18 protein-coding genes are annotated in these 22,562 nt (G+C 42.9%); 12 read left to right on the forward strand and 6 right to left on the reverse strand.

Annotated features, from left to right (window positions below; genetic code table 11):
• The first annotated feature begins 1 nt into the window (after position 1).
• On the forward strand, positions 2 to 2,077 hold the full coding sequence (gene glyS / locus AB1S55_RS04055) for a glycine--tRNA ligase subunit beta (RefSeq protein WP_370980511.1): 2,076 nt from the start codon (positions 2 to 4) through the stop codon (positions 2,075 to 2,077).
• A 44-nt stretch (positions 2,078 to 2,121) separates the two neighbouring features.
• A complete protein-coding gene (locus AB1S55_RS04060; RefSeq protein WP_370980512.1) occupies positions 2,122 to 2,859 on the forward strand; it encodes a lysophospholipid acyltransferase family protein in 738 nt (245 codons plus the stop codon).
• Between the two features lie 77 nt (positions 2,860 to 2,936).
• Here AB1S55_RS04060 and AB1S55_RS04065 read toward each other — a convergent pair whose 3' ends face one another.
• From AB1S55_RS04065 to dnaA, 5 genes are read right to left on the reverse strand one after another with little or no spacing between them, the layout of a single operon-like run.
• A complete protein-coding gene (locus AB1S55_RS04065) occupies positions 2,937 to 3,479 on the reverse strand; it encodes a porin family protein (RefSeq protein WP_370980513.1) in 543 nt (180 codons plus the stop codon).
• A 36-nt stretch (positions 3,480 to 3,515) separates the two neighbouring features.
• Positions 3,516 to 5,948 carry a DNA topoisomerase (ATP-hydrolyzing) subunit B gene (gene gyrB / locus AB1S55_RS04070; protein ID WP_370980514.1) on the reverse strand — a complete coding sequence of 811 codons (2,433 nt, stop codon included), beginning with the start codon at positions 5,946 to 5,948 and terminating at the stop codon, positions 3,516 to 3,518.
• Between the two features lie 3 nt (positions 5,949 to 5,951).
• Complete coding sequence (gene recF / locus AB1S55_RS04075; RefSeq protein WP_370980515.1) at positions 5,952 to 7,103, reverse strand: DNA replication/repair protein RecF; 1,152 nt, start codon at positions 7,101 to 7,103, stop codon at positions 5,952 to 5,954.
• Positions 7,104 to 7,150: 47 nt separating this feature from the next.
• Positions 7,151 to 8,257 carry a DNA polymerase III subunit beta gene (dnaN, locus tag AB1S55_RS04080; protein ID WP_370980516.1) on the reverse strand — a complete coding sequence of 369 codons (1,107 nt, stop codon included), beginning with the start codon at positions 8,255 to 8,257 and terminating at the stop codon, positions 7,151 to 7,153.
• Between the two features lie 10 nt (positions 8,258 to 8,267).
• Entirely contained in the window at positions 8,268 to 9,902 is a 1,635-nt protein-coding gene (dnaA, locus tag AB1S55_RS04085; RefSeq protein WP_370980517.1) for a chromosomal replication initiator protein DnaA, read from the reverse strand.
• 509 nt (positions 9,903 to 10,411) lie between these two features.
• On the opposite strand from dnaA, the gene rpmH reads away from it, so the two are divergent.
• The 10 genes from rpmH (at position 10,412) to AB1S55_RS04135 (ending at position 20,782) form a co-directional block, all read left to right on the forward strand.
• Positions 10,412 to 10,546: a 50S ribosomal protein L34 gene (gene rpmH, locus AB1S55_RS04090; protein WP_067157157.1), complete on the forward strand. Its 135-nt coding sequence runs from the start codon at positions 10,412 to 10,414 to the stop codon at positions 10,544 to 10,546.
• Positions 10,547 to 10,586: 40 nt separating this feature from the next.
• On the forward strand, positions 10,587 to 10,988 hold the full coding sequence (rnpA, locus tag AB1S55_RS04095) for a ribonuclease P protein component (protein WP_370980518.1): 402 nt from the start codon (positions 10,587 to 10,589) through the stop codon (positions 10,986 to 10,988).
• A complete protein-coding gene (gene yidD, locus AB1S55_RS04100) occupies positions 10,931 to 11,248 on the forward strand; it encodes a membrane protein insertion efficiency factor YidD (RefSeq protein WP_370980519.1) in 318 nt (105 codons plus the stop codon). Before rnpA ends, yidD begins: the two co-directional genes overlap by 58 nt.
• Positions 11,249 to 11,250: 2 nt before the next feature.
• Positions 11,251 to 12,927 carry a membrane protein insertase YidC gene (gene yidC / locus AB1S55_RS04105; RefSeq protein WP_370980520.1) on the forward strand — a complete coding sequence of 559 codons (1,677 nt, stop codon included), beginning with the start codon at positions 11,251 to 11,253 and terminating at the stop codon, positions 12,925 to 12,927.
• Positions 12,928 to 14,280 (forward strand): tRNA uridine-5-carboxymethylaminomethyl(34) synthesis GTPase MnmE, encoded by a 1,353-nt coding sequence (gene mnmE, locus AB1S55_RS04110; RefSeq protein ID WP_370980521.1) that lies wholly within the window; start codon positions 12,928 to 12,930, stop codon positions 14,278 to 14,280. It begins immediately after the preceding gene.
• Between the two features lie 812 nt (positions 14,281 to 15,092).
• Positions 15,093 to 16,985: a tRNA uridine-5-carboxymethylaminomethyl(34) synthesis enzyme MnmG gene (gene mnmG / locus AB1S55_RS04115; protein WP_370980522.1), complete on the forward strand. Its 1,893-nt coding sequence runs from the start codon at positions 15,093 to 15,095 to the stop codon at positions 16,983 to 16,985.
• Positions 16,978 to 17,637 carry a 16S rRNA (guanine(527)-N(7))-methyltransferase RsmG gene (gene rsmG, locus AB1S55_RS04120; protein ID WP_370980523.1) on the forward strand — a complete coding sequence of 220 codons (660 nt, stop codon included), beginning with the start codon at positions 16,978 to 16,980 and terminating at the stop codon, positions 17,635 to 17,637. Before mnmG ends, rsmG begins: the two co-directional genes overlap by 8 nt.
• 51 nt (positions 17,638 to 17,688) lie before the next feature.
• On the forward strand, positions 17,689 to 18,483 hold the full coding sequence (locus AB1S55_RS04125) for a ParA family protein (protein ID WP_370980524.1): 795 nt from the start codon (positions 17,689 to 17,691) through the stop codon (positions 18,481 to 18,483).
• Between the two features lie 10 nt (positions 18,484 to 18,493).
• A complete protein-coding gene (locus AB1S55_RS04130) occupies positions 18,494 to 19,393 on the forward strand; it encodes a ParB/RepB/Spo0J family partition protein (protein ID WP_370980525.1) in 900 nt (299 codons plus the stop codon).
• A 126-nt stretch (positions 19,394 to 19,519) separates the two neighbouring features.
• On the forward strand, positions 19,520 to 20,782 hold the full coding sequence (locus tag AB1S55_RS04135) for an HDOD domain-containing protein (RefSeq protein ID WP_370980526.1): 1,263 nt from the start codon (positions 19,520 to 19,522) through the stop codon (positions 20,780 to 20,782).
• On the opposite strand, the gene AB1S55_RS04140 is transcribed toward AB1S55_RS04135, so the two are convergent.
• A complete protein-coding gene (locus AB1S55_RS04140) occupies positions 20,779 to 22,554 on the reverse strand; it encodes an ABC transporter ATP-binding protein/permease (RefSeq protein ID WP_370980527.1) in 1,776 nt (591 codons plus the stop codon). The genes AB1S55_RS04135 and AB1S55_RS04140 overlap by 4 nt on opposite strands.
• Positions 22,555 to 22,562 lie beyond the last annotated feature (8 nt).

Here is a 22,562-nt window from a genome sequence, read left to right on the forward strand (position 1 = left end):
GATGAGCAGTAATTATCTATTTGAATTAGGCACTGAAGAGCTGCCACCCAAATCACTAAGCACTTTGAGCCAAGCTCTATGCAAGGGTGTAGAACAAGGTTTAAAGGTTTTAGGTTTACATTTTGAAAGCTTTGAACCTTTTGCAAGCCCGCGTCGGCTTGCTTTTATTATTAAAGGCTTAGATGAACAAACGCCTATTACAGAGTTAGAACAGTTTGGCCCTCCAGCTAAAGTTGGCTTTGATGCTGAAGGCAAACCTACCAAAGCGGCTCTGGCTTTCTGCCAGCGCAACGGTGTTGCTATTGAAGATATTACAGTTGCCTCTGATGGTAAAGTTGACAAACTTCTATGCAAAGTAAAAAAAGGGGGTGAGCTTACCGATGCCCTATTGCCAACGATTATTGAAAAAGCTTTAGCCGAGTTGCCTATTGCCAAGCGTATGCGCTGGGGGGCAAGCCGCACAGAGTTTGTACGCCCTGTTCAATGGCTTGTTTTCTTAAAAGACAGTGACATTGTCGATTGCAATTTATTAGGTGCACAGGCGGGTCGTATTACACGCGGTCATCGCTTCCTTGGTCAGGCTAAAATTGAACTAGCTGATGTTAATAGCTATCAAAACGCCCTATTAGAACAGGGTAAAGTTGTTGCCGATTTCAATGCTCGACGCTCTATGATTCAGCAGCAAGTTCAAGAGGTTGCTGTAGAGATCAACGGAACAGCTGTTATTGATAGCGATCTACTAGATGAAGTCACAGGTTTAGTTGAATGGCCAGTTGCTTTAAGCGGCTCTTTTGATAAAGAGTTTTTGCAAGTTCCAGCAGAAGCGCTTATTAGTTCAATGAAAGAGCATCAAAAGTATTTTCATGTCGTAAATGATAATAATGAACTACTGCCTTATTTTATTACGATATCTAACATTGAAAGTGACGACTATTCAGCAATAAAACAAGGCAACGAAAAAGTTATTCGCCCTCGCTTAGCTGATGCAGCTTTCTTTTTTGAAACAGATAAGAAAAGCAGCTTAGAGTCACGCAGAGAAAAATTAAAGACTGTTGTTTTCCAAGCCAAGCTTGGCAGCATTTTTGATAAAACTGAGCGCATTAAGCATTTAAGTATTTTTATAGCCAAGCAATTAAAACTTGAATCTAACGATGCGGTTCGCGCAGCAGAGCTTTGTAAGAGCGATTTAGTCAGCGCCATGGTTTATGAGTTTCCAGAGCTACAAGGTATCGCTGGTTATCACTACGCATTAAACGATGCTGAAAACCAAGAAGTCGCTACAGCTATTAACGAACATTATTTGCCCAAATTTGCGGGTGATAAACTACCAAGTACTAACACAGCTGCAATCGTTGCGCTCGCAGATCGCATTGATACCATTGTAGGTATTTTTGGTATTGGCCAAATCCCAACGGGCTCAAAAGATCCATTTGCACTTCGTCGTGCCTCTGTTGCAGTTTTGCGCTTATTGGTTGAGCTGGAATTCAGCTTAGATTTAAAGGCCTTATTAGAACAAGCAGCAAAACAGTTCAACAATATTACAGACCAACAAGCCGTTGTAACTGAGGTTCAGAATTATATTATCGAACGCTTTAAAGCTTGGTATGAAGAAGCAGGTATTGCGGCAGAAGTATTCCAAGCAGTCAGTGTAAAAGACCTAAGCGTTCCTTTGGATATTCATCGTCGCGTATTAGCTGTTAGCGAGTTTAGTAAGGGTGATGACGCAGAAGCCTTAGCTGCCGCCAATAAGCGTGTTGCCAATATTCTTGCGAAACTTGATAGTGACGCACCAACAACTGTTGATAGCGAGCTATTACAAGAGCAAGCCGAAATAGACCTACATGCTGCTCTTACGGACTTAAAATCTAAAGTAGAGTCTGAGCTTGCAGACAGTGCTTACCAAGATGCCTTGGCAACATTAAGTAGCTTGCGCAACAGTGTTGATGCTTTTTTTGATCAAGTGATGGTGATGTGTGATGACGAAAAGCTGAAGCTCAACCGCTTAAGCTTGCTCAACATTTTACGTCAGCGCTTTTTAGAAGTTGCAGATATTAGTTTATTAGCTGTTAAACGCTAGTTCTGCTGGGCGCCAATGGCGCCCTTATTTTTTGGACGCTTATTGTGAAACATGCCATTTTATTTTTACGCTCCCTTCTTTTTACTCTTGGCTACTTTATTTTTACCACTCTTTATGGAGCTTTGAGTTTACCCTTACGTTTACTGCCGCCTCGTCAATGTCACGCCATTATTATTAGCTGGACCTATGTCATCATTTGGTGGGCTCGTATCACCTGTGGTATTTCATGGCGTATTATTGGCAAAGAAAAGTTAAAAGACATTAATGAGTCTGTGCTTGTTCTTTCAAAGCATCAATGTGCTTGGGAGACTTTTTTTCTTCAAGGTTTATTTTGGCCAGCCTCAACTGTACTCAAACAAGAATTACTAAAGCTTCCCTTTTTTGGTTGGGGGCTTGCAGCTCTACGCCCTATCGCCATTGATCGCAGTAATCCGCGTGAAGCTCTTAAACAGGTAAAAGCTCAAGGTTTAGCTCGGCTCAAAGACGATACTAACTTGATATTATTTCCGGAGGGTACGCGTGTCCCTTTTGGTAAGCGAGTTAAATACGCGCGTAGCGGTGCTGATATTGCTAAGGCGGCCAACAAACAAATAATACCTGTTTGCCATGATGCTGGGCGCTACTGGGGAGATGGAAGCAGCTTTATTAAGAAACCAGGATGCATAACGGTTGTTATTGGTGATCTTATTGACTGTTCAAAGAATGACAGTAAAACAATTACTCAAAACGTTGAGCAATGGATAGAGGCAACACTTACCGATATTGTTGAGGGCAAACTATAGTTAGTGCTCACTTTCAACGCAACATAAATAAAAGCCGGCTATTGCCGGCTTTTTATATTCATTCAATCTACAGAGAATTAAAAGCGGTAGTCGTAACCGATAGAAAAACCTCTGAAATCGATATCATCATCTTTAACAATATTCTTATACTCTAGATTAACGTTGCTTCGCTCACCAACTGCAAAACCAACACCTGCCCCCAAACTTAAACCGCTATAACTTTGAGAGTCTACTGACTCGCCTGTAAGGCGATTCTCAGCGTCTAAAGATAGATTGGTATAGCCAAGTAAGCCATATAGTTTAGCTATTTCATTTTGGGTTTCAGGGCGCCAATAAATCGATTCATAGTGGCCAATACTGTAGTCATAGTTTGAATCTTCATTTCCATTCACACCAGTGCCTATACGAGCTTCGACACCTAACCAAGAGTTGTATTTATAACCACCACTAATCTCAAGCATGGTGAAATCTAGGTCAGAACCGTTAGCATCATCTAGGCCTGTATCAGCCATAGAAAAAGCACCGCCAGCATAGAAGCCTGAACGTGTATCGGCCTGAGCCTGAATTGCAAAAGTAGTAGCTGTAGCAAGTAAAGCTAAGCCCAATAAAGACTTCTTCATATATGTACTCCTTTGATCGGATCCTGTTTTTATACTCTATACGTCCAGATTAGCAACATTCAGGGCATTTGTTTCAATGAAATCGCGACGTGGTTCTACTTGATCCCCCATCAGGGTTGAGAAAATCTGGTCGGCAGCAATTGCATCTTCAATATCAACACGTAGCATACGGCGTGTTTCAGGGTTCATTGTGGTATCCCACAACTGCTCTGGGTTCATCTCCCCTAGCCCTTTATAGCGCTGAATCATGTAGCCTTTGCGGCTTTCTCTCATAATCCACTCTAGGGCTTCAGCAAAGCTGCTGACTTCTTGAGTGCGCTCACCTTTAGCTACGTGAGCGCCCTCTTCTATCAAGCCTTGCAGCTTGTTATTTAGCTCAGCAACTTTACTGTAGTCGCTACTTTCAAAGAAATCACTGCTCAGTTTGTAACTGTTCTCAATGCCGTGAGCAAGCTCGTTAATAATAACTTCGAACTGGTGCGTTTCCTTGTTTTCTTCGGCAGAAACGCTATATCGATGGCTACTTGGGCGCGTATTATTCGCATCCATAGCCTGTTGTAACTGTTCAGCCCATGCAGAGACGGCTGTAATATCTACTAGCTTATCAGCTTCAAGCACTGGCAAGCCTAATAGCTGGCCTAAGGCAAGCTCAGGGTAAAGCACACTGAGCTTAGAAATAATTGCTTCAATACTTCGGTACTCAATAACAAGTGCTTCAAACTGAGCACCAGGTAATGCTGGTGCATCAACACTGGTATGCAAGCTGGATGTCTCAATCGCTGCATTAGTTAAGAACTCTAATAGCGCATCATCATCTTTTAGATACTGCTCCTGCTTGCCTTTAGATATTTTGTACAAAGGCGGTTGAGCAATGAAGATATGACCTCGCTCTACTAACTCGCGCATTTGGCGGAAGAAGAAGGTCAACAATAGAGTACGAATATGACTACCGTCGACATCAGCATCCGTCATGATAATAATGCTGTGATAACGCAATTTGTCTGGGTTAAATTCCTCAGCCCCAATACCACACCCTAAAGCGGTAATAAGCGTACCCACTTCGGCAGAGCTTAACATCTTATCAAAACGCGCTTTTTCTACGTTTAGAATCTTTCCTTTCAAAGGGAGAATAGCTTGTGTCTTACGCGCTCGACCTTGCTTAGCTGAACCACCAGCGGAGTCACCCTCCACTAGGTAAATCTCTGAAAGCGCTGGATCTTTCTCTTGGCAATCTGCGAGCTTTCCTGGAAGTCCTGCAATATCTAGGGCTCCTTTACGGCGTGTCATTTCGCGAGCTTTACGCGCAGCCTCACGCGCCTTAGCGGCCTCTAGCATCTTACCCACAATGGCTTTAGCTTCTTGAGGGTTTTCCATAAGGTGGTCAGCTAAGGACGCTCCCATTTCTTGCTCTACAGCAGACTTTACTTCCGAGCTAACGAGCTTATCTTTAGTCTGAGAAGAGAACTTAGGATCAGGAACTTTAACCGAAACAATAGCGGTCAAACCTTCACGCGCATCATCACCGGTTGTAGAAACCTTTTCCTTTTTAGAAATACCTTCTTTATCAATATAGGTATTTAAACAACGCGTAAGTGCAGCTCGAAAACCAGCTAGGTGAGTACCACCATCTCGCTGAGGAATGTTATTGGTATAACAAAAGATATTCTCTTGATAAGAATCATTCCACTGTAAGGCTACCTCAACCCCTACTCCGTCTTCTTCACGCTGAGTCGTAAAGTGGAAAACTTGGTTAAGAGGCGTTTTATTAGTATTCAAATGCTCAACAAAAGCACGTAAACCACCTTCATACTCAAAGGCTTCCTCTTTACCACTGCGCTCATCAGCAAGAACAATACGGACTCCAGAGTTCAAAAAACTCAATTCACGTAAGCGCTTAGCTAGTTGATCATAGTGGAATTTAATATTGGTAAATGTATCTTCTGAGGGCTCAAAATGAAGCTCTGTGCCACTGCTCTCAGTCTCACCGATCACTTTAAGAGGCTCTTGTGGCACACCATGATGATAGATCTGCTGCCATACTTTACCGCCACGGCGAATAGTTAGCTTAAGTTTACGTGACAAAGCGTTTACAACACTCACACCTACGCCATGCAAACCACCACTGACCTTGTAAGTGTTGTCATCAAACTTACCGCCAGCGTGAAGCACAGTCATAATAACTTCTGCGGCACTGACACCTTCATCATGCATTTCAGTGGGAATACCGCGACCGTTATCGCTCACACTGACACTTTCATCTGGGTGAATAACCACACGAATTTCAGAACAATGGCCAGCTAAGGCTTCATCAATACTGTTATCAACAATTTCAAACACCATATGGTGTAAGCCAGTGCCATCATCAGTGTCACCGATATACATGCCAGGACGTTTACGAACAGCATCTAGGCCTTTAAGAACCTTAATACTCGAGCTATCGTAGTCGTTAGGGCTGTTTTCTTCAGTCATTCGTTATTCTTCCGCGGTTATCGTTCCATGTTTCACGTGAAACCATGAACTCTCAGGTATCACGCTCAGAGCATCGTAGCTCTGTTTCTGCACAGTACTAATAAAACACTGTGCTCGTTGTTCGTTTAATCGCCCTAACAAATAGGACAAATGCTCCTGATCTAACTCAGAAGCCAAGTCATCCAATAAGTAAATTGGTGATGACTGGGTATGCTCTGCCCTTCTGTAACAAGTACCAAGCGCTAAGAATAGACAAACTATACATGTCTTCTTTTGCCCTCGGCTTAGTAGCTCAGCGGCAGGTTGTTTAGCCACACGAAATAAAAGATCAAACTTATGGCTGCCGATACCGGTAAAACCCTGTTTTAAATCTCTTGTTCTATGTGAACGTAAAGCATCGAGTAAGACTGTGTGCAGTTTAGAAGGCTCTTTAAACATGGCATTATCTAAACTGGGCCATCCACTTTTATACTCAAGACTTAATTCGGATAGAGGGGCTTCAGAAGCGCTTAGTAGCTGCTTTAAAGCTTCGGCTATGTCATGCCTAACTTCATAACGGCAACGCTCTAGAATCAAGGCCTGCTCGACTAGCAGAGCATCCCAATAATCCAACTCCGAATCCTCTAGTTTATCACGTCGAAGCAGCATATTCCTTTGTTTTAGACAGCGTTGATAAGCCTTCCACGCAGGATAAAACTCATGTTTCACGTGAAACACCAACCAATCAAGTAAGGCCCTGCGACCAGAAGGGCTGGCATCCAACAAATCAAAACTACTTGGGTCTAAAGCCAAACAAGGAAGCAATTTAGCCAGTTGAGCTGTACTAGCCAGAGGTTCACCATCAAGCTTTAGCTCTAATGCGGCACCTCTTCTTCTTTGTATTCCTAGCTTATGCTGCTCATCACCATCACCACCTTGCTCACCATAAGTAAAGGAGGCGAACAAAACACTTTGCGCTGCGCCATTCTGAATGGTGTAACTTAATTTACTACTGCGAAAGGAGCGATTGTTACAAAGTAGATACAAGGCCTCCAATAAGGAGGTCTTACCTGCGCCATTGTCTCCATAAAAGAAATTAAACGAGGGGTGCAAGTGAAGGCCAACCTCAGTGAGGTTGCGTAAGGAAGAGATATGGACAGAGTTTAACTTACTCAAAATACTAAAAAGCCCGCAGAAGCGGGCTTTAAAAGCGAAGTTATAACTTAAAGGCGCATCGGCATAACAACATAAGAAGCCGTATCGTCTTCAGCATCTTGAATAAGTGCAGAGCTATTAGCATCACTTAGGGTGATTTTTACCTTTTCAGAATTGAGCACATTAGCCACATCAAGTAGGTAACTAATATTAAAACCAACCTCTAAGGTATCTCCCACATAATCAACAGCTACGTGATCTTCAGCCTCTTCTTGCTCAGGGTTATTCGCAACCAAGGTGATTTGGTTGTTTTCAACCAACAGGCGAACACCACGATACTTCTCATTAGAGAGAATAGCTGTACGACTAAAGGCCTGCTTGAATTCAAGCCTATCGCCGATCACGATCTTATCACCACCTTTGGGAATGACCTGACCATAGTTAGGGAACTTACCTTCGACGAGCTTAGATGTGAAAGTGAAGCTAGAAGTCTTAGCACGGATATGGTTTTTACCCAGCGCAATTTCAACAGACTCCTCACCATCGCCAACCAAACGACTTAGTTCAATAACTCCTTTACGAGGCAAAATAGATTGAACCAAAGCAGGAATATCCATACCTTCAACATGCTTAGTGGCCAAAGCAAGGCGATGACCATCTGTAGCAACAACGCGCAAGCTATCACCCTCTAGCTCCCAGAGCATGCCATTAAGATAATAACGCACGTCTTGCTGAGCCATGGCAAAACCAGTCTTATCGATCAGCCCTTTTATAACGTCTTGCGTGCATTGGAAACGGTGATCCATAGCCCCCTCTTCTACTGCAGGGAACTCAGTGGCTGACAAAGTACTTAAAGTAAAACGACTTTTACCGCTTTTTAATATGACTTTCTGATCATCAAGAACAAAATCAATTCTTGAGCCTTCAGGTAAGGCACGGCAGATATCGATAAACTTTTTAGCGGGAACGGTGATGTCACCACTTTCACTTTCGGCATCCAGTGAAAGACGAGCCACAATCTCAACTTCGAGATCAGTACCGGTAAGGCTAAGTTGATTATCTTGGACATTAATAAGAATGTTAGCCAAAACCGGTAATGTGTGGCGTCGCTCAACCACTCCGCCGACCATTAATAGGGGTTTTAAAATTGCTTCTCTTTGTACCGAAAACTTCATTGTTTTTCCCTTAGGTCGTTAAGGTTCGCAGTAAATTTTTAACATCTTCATGTATATCAGCATCACTGTCGATTAATTCTTTAATCTTGCGGCATGCGTGTAATACAGTCGTATGATCTCGCCCACCAAAGGTTTCTCCAATCTCTGGCAGGCTGTGGTTTGTAAGCTCTTTAGCAAGATACATGGCAACTTGGCGTGGCCTTGCTACTGAACGGCTTCGGCGCTTACTGTGTAAATCAGAAACTTTGATTTTATAGTATTCAGCAACGATTCTTTGAATATTATCAATACTGACTAAGCGATCTTGTAGCGCAAGAAGGTCTTTTAAGGCCTCGCGCACAAGCTCTACACTAATAGCGCGCTGGGTAAACTGAGCGTTGGCAATAACACGCTTTAAAGCACCTTCTAATTCACGAACATTAGAACGAATACGCTGAGCAATAAAGAAAGCTGCGTCATGGGGCAAGTCCATCTTCGCCTGCTCTGCTTTGCGCATAAGAATCGCTACTCGAGTTTCTAACTCAGGAGGCTCAATTGCCACTGTCAGGCCCCAGCCAAAGCGGCTTTTTAAGCGCTCTTCTAAGCCTTTGATTTCTTTAGGGTATTTGTCGCAAGTAACAATAATTTGCTGACCGCCCTCAAGCAAAGCATTAAAGGTATGAAAGAATTCTTCTTGGCTTCTTTCTTTTCCGCCAAAGAACTGGATATCATCAATCAGTAAGGCATCGACAGAACGATAAAAACGCTTAAAGTCATTAATAGCGTTTAACTGTAAAGCCTTGACCATGTCAGCAACAAAACGCTCAGAATGCAGATAAACAACATGGGCGTCTTTATTTCTCGCCTTTAATGCGTTTCCAACTGAATGCATTAAGTGGGTCTTACCTAAACCAACCCCGCCATAAATAAAGAGGGGGTTATAGGCACCACCTGGATTTTCCGCAACCTGAGTCGCTGCCGCTACGGCAAGCTGGTTCGACTTACCCGCAACAAAACTCTCAAAGATAAAATCCTTATTAAGATTACTCTTGTGTGCCATGCCGCCTTCTAAATCTTCTCGGCTAACGCGAGGATTAGGAGTGGCAAGCTCGAGGCCGCCGTGCAGCTCCCTCTCTATTGAAGGTTGATGTGAAGGCTCAGGCTCTATTTGCTGAGGCTCTACATGAGCACTAGAAAACGAGGCCGTATCCTTCGCTTGCGTGAAATTATTCGCAAAAGGCTCTGGGTTTGCAGCAGGCTCAAGCCCCGCTTGATGCTGTGCAGACTCCGGCAATGTTTCGTTATGCAATTCAGCTCGATGCTGAGCTGAACTGAACTGAGTTGAGCCGTGTTGGGCTAGCTGTGGTTGAGCTGCCTGAGGGTAAGTCGCGGGCGCAGAATTAGGCTTAAAAGCAGGCCTTGCTGTATTAGCGCTTTGAAACTCAAGCTTGGTAGGTTGATCGGGGCTTAACTGGCGGCAAAGGTCTTCAATACGAGCCCGATACTTATCATTCACCCAATCCAAAACAAAACGATTTGGAGCAAGCAACAACAGAGCCCCTGCTCCCGTTTCTTCAACACGTAGAGGACGTATCCATGTATTAAATTGCTGTTCAGGCAACTCCAGGCGCAGTTGATCTACGCAAGACTGCCAAAGATGACTCACAGAAAAACTCTCCAAATAGTACTTAGGCTCTTATTTATAATGAATTAGAGGACAAAAAAGTACGGGGGAAGACCGATGAAGCGAGCTGTGTGGATAACTAAATGTAGCAACACAAGCTAACGATCATAAAAAACAAATCTTACCTTAATGCTGTTTTTTTATCCACAAAATTAACAAAATAGACTCAAGTGAAAATCGGATAAATCGAGTAAAGTGTTAAAAAACAAGCCGTTTATAAAAAAAAGAAGGTTATAATCACAATGAAAAAATAAACCAAATTGTGGATAACCCAGTTAATAACAAGTTAACAAGCAGTATAAAAACTGTTCAAATACGCACATTAGTTATTTTGCCCACAAAGTAATCAACCGTTACTTTAATCTTAAAACAAGAAGAACAACAATTGATTGCAATTCGAACAGTGATCGCATAGAATCGCGCGTCCTTTTACAAGGCCAGGCTAATGCCGGGCTAAGCCCCAGGTCTAACTTCACTTAAAGAAGATTGATATGAAACGTACATTCCAACCTAGTAACTTAAAACGTAAGCGCACTCACGGTTTCCGTGCTCGCATGGCAACCAAGAACGGCCGTAAAGTATTGGCTCGTCGTCGCGCTAAAGGTCGTAAGGTTCTTTCTGCATAAGTGAAGGCTCAGCCTCACTATGTAGATTAGTGAACCCGGGGTGAGTATCTCTCCAGAAATTGAGCCTAATGTGTTCAGCAAGCCTCAGCGCCTATTGAACCAAGCTCAATTTCAGTATGTGTTTGATCAGGCCCCGATTCGCGTATCCCATCCCTCTCTGCTTATTCTTGCTAAACCCAATAATAATAAGCATGCCCGCCTAGGGCTGGTTATCGCAAAAAAACAAATCAAACTCGCAGTCCGTCGTAATCGCATCAAACGCTTGATCCGCGAAAGCTTTCGCTTGAGACTTAAGAAACTTCCGCCGATAGATGTTATAGTGCTTGCGCGCAGCAGCGCCGATACTCTTGATAACAGCGAAGTAACCAAAATCCTTAATGGTCTATGGAAGCGCGTCAGCAAAAAACAGCAAAAGCTTCTGCAAAACCAGAGCAATCTTTGATTCGCTACTGTCGTTTGGCATTAGTTCTCCTACCTTGCTTGCTGATCCGTATTTACCAGCTATTTATCAGTCCCCTGCTCGGCCCACACTGCCGCTTTAACCCCAGTTGCTCAAGCTATGCGCTACAAGCCCTGAAGACACACGGCTTATTTCGTGGAAGTTTTTTGAGCCTAAACCGAATTCGTAAATGCCACCCCTGGCACGAGGGCGGAGACGACCCCGTTCCAGGTACGCAAACAGAGAATACAAGGTCAAATTGATAATGAACCGCCTTCGTTATGTCTTAATGGCAGCCATTGGTGTAGTTTCCTACTTATTGTTCTTACAGTGGAATGATTTCACTGAAGCACAAAAGCCACAGCAAACAACCGAAACCGTTTCCAGCCAAGCACTTCCAAGTGCTCCAGCAGAAGCACCTGTTACAACGCAAACATCAGACCTGCCAAGTGTACAAAGCCCAGCAGTGAGCGTGCCTGCTGCTGAAGCAGTACAAACCTCATCTGAATTAATTTATGTAACAACCGATGACCTAGAGGTAAAGATTGACCCTCTTGGCGGCGATATTGTTTTTGTTGCTCTCCCCAAACACACCGTTACAGAAGACTCACAAGAAGCTTTTGTTTTATTAAACAGAGGCGCTAACGACAGTTACGTTGCGCAAAGCGGTTTAGTGGGACCAAATGGTACCGACAAAAGCGCTATAGATAGGCCCATTTATAAAAGCGCCTCACACACTTATAAATTAGTAGACGGCCAAGATAAACTGATTGTCGATTTAGAATTTAATAAAGGTGATGTAGCTTTAACCAAACGCTTTACCTTTACTCGTGACTCTTACTTAATTGCTATTGACTACCTCGTCAATAATCAGAGTGATGCTATTTGGCAGGCCGCACCTTATGGGCAAATACGTCGAACAGATTATGACGTAGCAACAGATGTTGGTATTGGTGTTAGCCCATTTTTAGGCCCCGCAATTACAACCAATGAAAAGAACTATGCCAAATTTAGCTTTAGCGATATTGAAGAAGAAAAGGTAAAAGAAACAAAATTAGGAGGCTGGGTTTCTATGGTACAGCACTATTTTATTAGTGCCTGGATTCCAAACCAAGAAGTTAGCAATACCTATAATTTACGTAAGCAAGCGAATAGCAACTTATATATCTTTGAGTACGTTGGCCCTGTTTCAAGTGTAGAACCTAAACAGCAAGCGACTATTTCTAGTGAGTTTTATGCAGGCCCTAAAAACTTACGTACTTTAGAAGCCATTAGTCCTCACTTAGATCTTACCATCGACTACGGTTTCTTATGGTTTATTGCTAAACCGTTATTTTTTGCACTGGATTGGATTCACGGTTTTGCAGGTAATTGGGGCGTAGCGATTATCTTATTAACCCTTGGTATAAAAATAATGTTCTTTTACCCATCAGCTGTAAGTTATCGCTCAATGGCTAAGATGCGTAAATTACAGCCCATGATGGCTGAGCTTAAAGAGCGCTACGGTGACGACAGGCAAAAAATGTCGACCGAGTTAATGAAGATTTATAAGAAAGAGAAAGTAAATCCTCTTGGCGGTTGCTTACCTATATTGTTGCAAATGCCCGTATTTATTTCTTTATATTGGATGCTGATGGAAAGTGTTGAGCTTCGCCATGCTCCTTTTGCTCTATGGATTACCGATTTAAGTGTTAAAGACCCTTATTTCATTTTGCCTTTGATCATGGGCTTTACTATGTTCATCCAGCAAAAATTAAACCCGACTCCTCCAGACCCAATGCAAGCTAAAGTAATGCAGTGGCTGCCTGTATTCTTTACCGTGTTGTTCTTAATGTTCCCTGCTGGTTTGGTTCTTTACTGGGTTGTTAACAACACCTTAAGTATTACTCAGCAGTATATTATTACTCGTCAAATCGAACGTGCAGACGAAAGCAAAGATTAAATGAGTGATCAAGACACCATTTGTGCCATAGCCACCGCTCCTGGTCGCGGTGGTGTTGGCATTGTTCGGGTGTCTGGCCCAGATGCTTCACGCATAGCAAAACTATGCACAAAGCGCGAATTAAAAACGCGCTACGCAACACACTGCGATTTCTATTCAAATAACAGCGTTATCGACCAAGGTATCGCTATTTTCTTCCAAAATCCTCATTCGTTTACCGGTGAGGATGTCTTTGAATTTCAAGGTCACGGCGGACCTGTCTTACTCGACATGGTGGTTGAACGCTGCCTGCAACTCGGTGCACGTTTGGCAAGACCCGGTGAGTTTTCAGAACGCGCATTTTTAAATGACAAACTCGATTTAACTCAAGCTGAAGCCATCGCAGACCTAATTGACGCCTCTTCTCGTCAAGCAGCTCAGCAAGCAATGAATAGCCTTAAAGGCGCTTTTGCGAAAGAGATAGATTACTTGGTCGAACAACTGACCCACTTAAGGATCTATGTCGAATCGGCGATTGATTTTCCAGAAGAAGAAATTGATTTTCTTAGCGATGGTATTGTCGAAAGCAAAATGAATGACTTGCTTAAACACTTTGCTGTCGTACAAGAAAAAGCTAAACAAGGCTCTACCCTTCGAGAAGGTATGAAGGTTGTACTTGCGGGAAAACCCAATGCGGGTAAAAGCACCTTATTAAATGCTTTGGCAGAAAAAGAGGTCGCGATTGTTACAGATATAGCCGGTACGACACGCGACACACTGACAGAGCACATTCATATTAATGGTATGCCACTACACCTGACTGATACAGCAGGCATTCGTGAAACCGACAACGAAGTAGAGCAAATAGGAATACAACGCGCTTGGAAAGCAATTGAAGAAGCCGATCGTATTCTTTTACTGATCGATTCAAACACTTGGTCAGAGCAAGAAATCCATGAGCAATGGCCCGACTTTTTTGCAAACAGTGAATTAAAAAATAAATTAAGCTTGGTATTTAACAAGGTAGATTTATGCACGCAAGCTCCAAAGAGCAGCGATCAAGTACCGAGCTTTCAATTAAGTGCCAAACAGGGCTCAGGTTTAGAAGAGCTCCGTCAGCACCTACTTGATACGATGGGGCTTAGCAGCACCACTGAAGGCGGTTTTAGTGCTCGCCGCCGCCATCTCGATGCATTGCAGCGAGCTTATGAGCTCTGCGAAGCAGGTATGTTACAACTGAAAACACTTTGTGCAGGTGAACTGCTGGCTGAAGACCTTCGACAAGCTCAAGAAGCTCTAGGAGAGATCACAGGCCGACTAAGCCCAGACGCCCTATTAGGAAAGATATTCTCTAGCTTCTGTATCGGTAAATAAGCCCGTTCAGGCTTTATATACTTAAAGCCCACCTCCCAGTATTCCTCTCTCAGCAAGTTTTAACACCAGAAACAGCCACTTAGCTCAATGCTAGATAAACTCTAAGCAGCTTTAGAAACCTAAGAGCTTTGCTACTGTAATAAGAACACCTTATACAAAATACATACAAGCTGATGCCAATAATAGCGTTCTTAGCGCTCTCACCTCTGTTATTCCACTCTTATTTCCTCCTTATTAAGTCTTGCCATATATGCACTCAAGATGGCTTAAAACCGAACACAGGCCCTAGAGTAAGAGCCTGCCTATGCTTACCAACAGACTTATTAACAAATTAAGCTCAAGATATCCTCAAATTAGTTGAGTTACTGTATACAGCTTAATAAACACCCACATATTGTTCACATTCTTATTACACGATGTTAACAATGTTGTTTTTTATGCCAACACAAAAACAAAAAAAACTAATAAAACCAAGGAGATAAGCTCTGTATGTTGCTGTTGATAAAAATGGGGGTAACTAAGCTAACTTAAGTTCGGTGGATAAAGTCGCTTTTTATACAGAGCTAATAAACAGCTGTTTTCACTGATTTACAAGTGTCATACACGGTTTACAATCTATGCAAGCCATTGATTTATATATGAAATATAGGCTTATACACAGATAATGGCTTACTATATAACTATAACTACTATAAAAAACATATATATCTATATATACATATATATCTATTTAATACTTAATAAGTAACAGTTCTTTTTTTAAACAACTTCTCTATAATGCACGCCCCTATTTCTATACCCTCTTTGATGCTATGAATTACCCTGAGTCTTATGACGTTATCGTTATTGGTGGAGGACACGCAGGAACAGAAGCGTGTTTAGCTTCCGCAAGAATGGGATGTCGCACCCTATTGTTAACGCATAATATTGAGACCCTAGGCCAAATGAGCTGCAATCCAGCCATTGGAGGCATAGGAAAAAGCCATCTTGTTATGGAAGTGGATGCCCTAGGCGGGGCAATGGCCCTAGCTACAGATAAGGCCGGTATTCAATGGAGAGTATTAAACAGCCGTAAAGGTCCTGCTGTTCGAGCAACACGTGCTCAGGCAGACCGTGCTTTGTACAAAGCAGCGATACGAGAAATTCTAGAAAAACAGCCTAATCTAGATATCTTCCAACAGGCGGCAGATGATCTAATTGTAGAAGGTGATGTAGTTACCGGTGTTGTTACACAAATGGGGCTTAAATTTAGCGCCAAGTCCGTTGTGTTAACTGCAGGCACCTTCTTGGGTGGCCGTATTCATATTGGTATGGACAATTACAGCGGTGGTCGAGCAGGTGACCCACCGTCAATTGCCCTAGCAGACAGATTGCGTGAACAACCTCTTGATGTTCGCCGTTTGAAAACTGGTACTCCACCTAGAATTGATGCACGTTCCGTTGATTTTAGTGGTCTTGAAGAGCAATGGGGGGATAAACCAACCCCTGTTATGAGTTATATGGGCTCCGTTAATGATCACCCAGAACAAACATGTTGCTGGATTACTCACACAAATTTAGAAACTCACGAGTATATACGTGAGGGTTTTGATCGATCGCCAATGTTCACCGGCAAGATCGAAGGTGTTGGGCCGCGTTATTGCCCCTCTATTGAAGATAAAATCAATCGATTTTCTGATAAAGATAGTCACCAGATATTTATTGAACCTGAAGGTTTATCAACTAATGAGCTGTACCCTAATGGCATCAGCACTAGCCTGCCCTTTGATGTACAACTTAAGTTTGTTCGTTCGATAAAAGGTTTTGAAAAGGCACACATCAGCCGCCCAGGTTACGCTATTGAATATGATTTCTTTGATCCGCGAGGCTTAAAGCCCAGTCTAGAAACACGTAGCCTTAATGGTTTATTTTTTGCGGGGCAAATCAACGGTACAACCGGTTATGAAGAGGCGGCCGCCCAAGGTTTGTTGGCTGGACTTAACGCAGGTCAACGTGCAAAAGAAAAAGAAGCTTGGTGCCCAGAGCGGGATGAAGCCTATGTTGGGGTGTTGGTAGACGATCTCATTAGCATGGGAACCAACGAGCCATATCGTATGTTCACCAGTCGAGCTGAGTATCGTTTGTTATTGCGCCAAGATAATGCGGATTTACGTTTGACAGAAAAGGGGCGAGAGCTCGGGCTTGTTGACGATGAGCGCTGGCAAGCATTTTGTGACAAACGAGAGGCTATTGAGCAAGAAACACAGCGCTTAAAAGAAACATGGGTGCAGGCTAAATCAGAGCAAGCTGCAGAGTTAGAGCCTAAATTAACCTCGACCTTAACGCGTGAATATAGCTTGATGGATTTGTTAAAGCGTCCCGAGCTTACTTATGCTGATATCAAAGATCTGCTGGGCACCGGTGTTGAGCAAGCTAGCGTTGCAGAGCAAGTTGAAATCAGTGCGAAATACAGTGGTTATATCGAACGCCAGCAAAGTGAGATCAATAAATTAAAAGCTCAGCAGAATACGCCTATCCCTGCCGATTTTGATTACAGCACGGTGGAAGGTTTGAGTAATGAACTGCAAGAAAAGCTTGGCAATGCAAAACCTGAAACCATTGCTCGTGCTAGTCGTGTCCCTGGTGTAACCCCTGCTGCAGTATCTCTGTTATTGATTTACTTGAAAAAGCACAGCCGAAAAGCTGCGAGTCAGTTAGATGTTTGATAAAGATGCGTTTTTTGTTCAGCTTAGTTCTGTCTGCAGTCAGCTTGAGATAGCTTTAAGTGTAGAGCAGCAGCAAAAATTACATGATTATTGGGCTTTGTTTCTTAAGTGGAATGCCACTTACAACTTAAGCGCCATTCGAGACGCTGAGGGTATATTCCTTAAGCATATTGTTGATAGCTTAAGTGTCGTGCCACTGTATGAAAAAAAAGGTGGGCAACGCTGTATCGATGTTGGCACCGGCGGCGGCTTACCCGGCATTGTGCTTGCTATCTGCTTTCCTGAGCGCCACTTCAGCCTATTGGATTCTGCCGGTAAAAAAATGCGCTTTCTTTTTCAGGTGAAGCAAACCCTCAACTTGGCCAATGTTGAGCTGTTTAATTGCAGGGTTGAAGATCACAAGCCAGATCAGCTTTACGATAACGTCATCAGTCGCGCTTTTAGTTCGGTAGCCAATTTTACTGCATGGTGTGAACACCTACTGCACAGCTCGGGTACTTTCTGGGCAATGAAGGGATTGTTTCCCGATGCAGAGTTGAGTGAGATGCAAAAACACTATATCGTCAGCGAGCACTATGAGCTCCTCGCACCGGGTGTAGAAGGCGAACGCTGTTTACTCATCCTCCAAAACAAAAAGACGGAGCCAAACTGAGCCAAGCTCAGTGAATTACTGATGGCCGTTTCAGGGTCAGGGGAACAAAGCGTGTCTAAAATTATTGCCATAGCAAATCAGAAAGGCGGGGTCGGTAAAACCACCACCTGCGTTAACCTTGCTGCCTCGCTCGCAGCGACCAAGCGCAATGTGTTATTGATCGATCTTGACCCTCAAGGCAATGCAACTATGGGCAGTGGCGTCGACAAGAATGAAGTCGAGCTTAGTGTCTACGATGTACTCGCAGAAGATGCCCCCATTGAAACGGTTGTTCAACGCAGTGAAGAGGGCTTATTTGATGTTCTGCCGGCAAACGGTGATTTAACCGCAGCCGAAGTCGTTCTATTGCAAAAGGGCAACAAAGAAAAACGCCTTGCGCTAGCGTTGGCAAAAGTCGCTGATCGTTACGATTACATGCTGATAGACTGCCCTCCGTCGCTTAATATGCTAACGGTAAATGCATTAAGTGCCTGTGATGGCGTTATTATTCCAATGCAGTGTGAGTACTATGCTCTTGAAGGTTTATCTGCCTTGATGGGCACAATCAATTCGATTCAAAGTGTGCTGAACCCCAACTTAAAACTTGAGGGTATCCTGCGGACTATGTACGACCCGCGCAATAGTCTTACTAAGGATGTGAGCGCACAGCTTAAAGAGCATTTTGGTGATGCAGTCTATCGAACGTGCATCCCTCGTAATGTTCGCTTGGCCGAAGCGCCTAGTTATGGCGTGCCGGTTATTGCTTATGACAAGCAAAGTAAGGGCGCTATTTCTTACCTAGCTTTAGCGGGTGAGATTAATCGACGCGAAAAAGAACATACAAATACAGCCGAAGTTGCCAGCTAAAGAGGATTTTATGGTGAAGAAAAGGGGTTTAGGACGCGGCTTAGATGCCTTATTAGCTGCCACAGCGGAACCTGCTTCCACTGAGCCAGCTCCTGACGAAGCACAAGCAACAGCCAGTGCTGATGGCACCTTAAAGAAACTGCCGGTTGAATTCCTACAGCGTGGTAAATATCAGCCACGCCGTGATATGGACCCTGTCGCGCTAGAAGAGCTTGCCGAATCGATTAAGACCCAAGGGGTTATGCAGCCGATTGTTGTGCGCCCCATTGGTGACGACAAGTATGAGATTATTGCCGGTGAACGACGCTGGCGCGCTTCACAGTTGGCCGGCCTAGATACCATTCCTGTGCTCATCCGCGAAGTTGCGGATGAAACAGCGATTGCGATGGCGCTGATTGAGAACATTCAGCGTGAAGATCTTAATCCTATGGAAGAGGCTTTTGCGCTTAAACGCCTTCAAGATGAGTTTGAACTGACCCAAAAAGAAGTGGCTGAGGCAGTAGGCAAAAGCCGAACCGCAGTTACCAATACTTTACGCTTATTGAACTTAAGTGATGAAGTAAAAACCATGCTTGAGCATGGCGATCTGGAAATGGGCCATGCGCGCTGCTTGCTTAGCCTTGAGCCTGAAAAACAACGCCAAGTTGCAAGAGCCATTGTGGCTAAAGGTTTAAGTGTTCGCCAAGCGGAAGCTCTATCTAAAAAAGCCCAAGAAAGTGATGATCTAGAAAAGGTCATTGTTGAAGAAGAGAATCGCGACATCCTCAGTCTTCAAGAGAAGCTTGGTGAGCAAGTGGGTGTACCTGTTGAGGTTCAGCACAGTAAAAAAGGCAGCGGTAAGTTGGTGCTGAAATACAATAATCTAGATGAGCTTGATGGCATCTTGGCCCACCTCAATTATCAGGCCTGATTTGCAAAGCCAAGCTTTTGCGTCATAACGCTATGGCGTACCAAGAAGTCGTTCATGCTTTTTAAGCATTAGTTTCAAAGCTTCCTATACTGATAGTGCGCGACTGCATTGGTATAGGGAGGCCCCATGAGCGTTAGTCTAAAACAGCTCGATTGTTTTGAACCATTCTGCGATTTAGATGAGCAAGGCAAGTTAATAGCTGCCAGCCAGATCTCCATCGAAACAGAAAAAAAAGGCAGTCAGCTATTTGAAGTCGGTGATAATGACAAGGTCGAGCACTTCTTATGTGAAGGTGAGATTGAGTTAGTTGCTGAAGATGGCCGAAAAAAGAATGTGATCGCTGGTGAAACGGCTGCGCACTTCCCTATCGCCCTACTGCGTCCAAGAAAGTTCAGTGCGGTGGTTGCGTCTAAATCAGCCATGTTTATCAACATTGATATCGACCTTCTGCATCAATTAAGAAAAACAGTACCCGTCAGCGGAGATGCTTTTGCAAGCTTTGCTCATTTTGATGAAGATGATTACGCACCAACAAATGACATGGATGCGGTTAAGCAGTTTTTAATCAGTGCCAGCAAAGCCATTGTCGAAAATAGAATTAATATCTCCAATTTTGATAATGTCAGCTCGATGATATTTGATGTTATCCAAAACCCCGAAGTATCACTGGATGAAATAGTAAGTGCGGTGCAACTTGATGCAGCTATCGCAGCTAAACTCATTCGAGATGCAAACTCCGCTTTTTTTGCAGGCCTACCTAAAGTCGATACTGTTCGTACCGCAGTAGTTCGTTTGGGCTTAGATTTAAGTGTGCAACTTATCACCGTGATGGTTGTGAAAGAAGTTTTTCATTCCGATAAAGAAGATCTATGTACGGCAATGGCTAGGTTATGGCAGAGTTCCATGAAGCTTGCCACATTTGCAGCGGTTATTGGAAAAAGAGCAAAACCTTCATTCAATCAGGGCCAGTGTTTATTGGCAGGCTTGATGTATGAGATGGGGACGCTAGTCAGTATTGCTTATCTTGATCAATACCCGAGTATGCTAAACCGAGTAAGTAATCAGGTATTATCTGCCAATAACATTAAAAAGAAGATGGGCAGTGATTTACTTAAACACTGGGAGTTTCCTGAAGTCATTATAGAAGTAGTAGAGACTTCGGATGATTTAAAAAGAGAAAGTAATAAAGCTAACCTAGCTGATGTTATTAGTCTTGCTTTGGTTTTAGTCAGAATGGCTGCATATAGAAGTGTACCTGTTTCTGAGTTAGATACACTTCCTGCATATAAGCGTTTAGGTTTTAAAGAAGAATCTCCTGATTTTATTGAAAAAATAAGAGAAGAAGCGCACCAGTACTTAAAGTTATTCACTGGTGCATTTGAAAGTTAATCATCGTTCTCCTGTAAGGACCAGAGTTCACTATAACGAGATTGCTTGGCAATAAGCTCTGTGTGATTACCTTGTTCCAGTACTTTGCCATCTTCAATAACAATAATATGATCCGCATTAGCTATGGTTGATAATCTATGCGCAATCATAATGCATGTTTTATTTTCTGATATTTCCTCGACAGCTTTAAGTATTTCTTTTTCACTTTCGCTGTCTAAAGAAGAAGTTGCTTCATCAAAGATCAGTATTTTGGGGTTCTTTAATATACAACGTGCTATAGCTACACGTTGTTTTTCTCCGCCACTGAGTTTAAGGCCTCGCTCACCAACCAAAGTATCTAAACCATCAGGAAGTGATGAAATAAACTTTTCTAAGTGTGCAAGCTTAATAGCTTTATTGATATCGGATTCACTAGCTTCAACACAACCATAACGAATGTTCTCATAAATACTGCTATTAAAAAGTACGGTATCTTGCGGAACAAAAGCAATGGCTTGTCTTAAAGAGTGTAATGATACGTCACTAATATCTTGTCCATCGATTTTTATATGTCCTGCATCGCAATCATAAAACCTAAAAAGAAGTTTACTGATCGTAGATTTTCCACTTCCACTGCTACCAACTATCGCAACCTTACTATTTTCTTTAATTGATACAGTCAGATTATCGATAACCTTGCGTTTGGCATTATAAGAAAAGCTGATATCATCGATATCAATACTGCCCTTTTTAACAATCAGGTCCTGTGCCTTATCTTTTTCTATGATCTTTGTTTTTACTGATAGTAAATCAAATAATTTTTCAATATTAGCCATAGCACCTTTCATTTCTCTATAAACAAAGCCAAGAAAATTTAAAGGCATAAAAATTTGCATCATAAAAGCATTTATTAACACGAAGTCTCCCAAGGTCATGTGGCCTTGGGAGACTTGATAGGCTGCAAAGATCATGGCCAAGGTCATAAAGATACTGATAATGGTGGCCTGCCCACCATTAAGAGCAAAGATACTTAAACGGTTATTTCTACGTGCATTTTCCCATTGGCTTAAGTTTTTGTCATAACAGCTTGCTTCATAGTCCTCATTACCAAAGTACTTAACCGTTTCGAAATTGAGTAAAGAATCTACGGCGCGAGTATTCGTATCGGAATCAGCTTTGTTCATCTCTCGAACAAATTTAGTTCTTCTTTCTGTTGCCCAAACAGACCATGCGATATAGCTAGAGATTGCTAAGAAAACAATTAACCCGAAAATCCAGCTGTACTTACCAGACAAAATAACCATAACCAGAATGATTTCTAGTAATGTGGGAATGATGTTAAATACCATAAACCGCAATAAGAAACTGATACCATTGGTACCTCTATCAATATCGCGGCCAAGCCCTCCTGTTTTTCTATCTAAATGAAAAGCGAGATCTAAGTTATGTAGGTGTTTAAATACTTTTAATGCAATGTCATGCATTGCATGTTCTGTGACGCGCCCAAAGACGGTATCTCTTAGTTCTGAAAATAAAACATTTGCTAGGCGTACTGCCCCGTATGCTATTAGTAAGGCAAGTGGTACTGCAATAGCTTGATTCAGTGGTGTATCTAGCCCGTCAACAATGTGTTTTAGTACAAAGGGCAGAGTTATACTTGCTACCTTGGCTGCAATGAGTAAGCTTATCGACAGAACGAGCCGCTGCTTATAGCGCCAAAGATAAGGCAGAAGCTTCTTTAGGCTAGACCAGCTGACTTCGGAGTAATGAACGTGAGTACCTTGACCGCGCAAAGTGTGCT

The sequence above is a fragment of the Agaribacterium sp. ZY112 genome (assembly GCF_041346925.1).
Taxonomy (GTDB): domain Bacteria; phylum Pseudomonadota; class Gammaproteobacteria; order Pseudomonadales; family Cellvibrionaceae; genus Agaribacterium.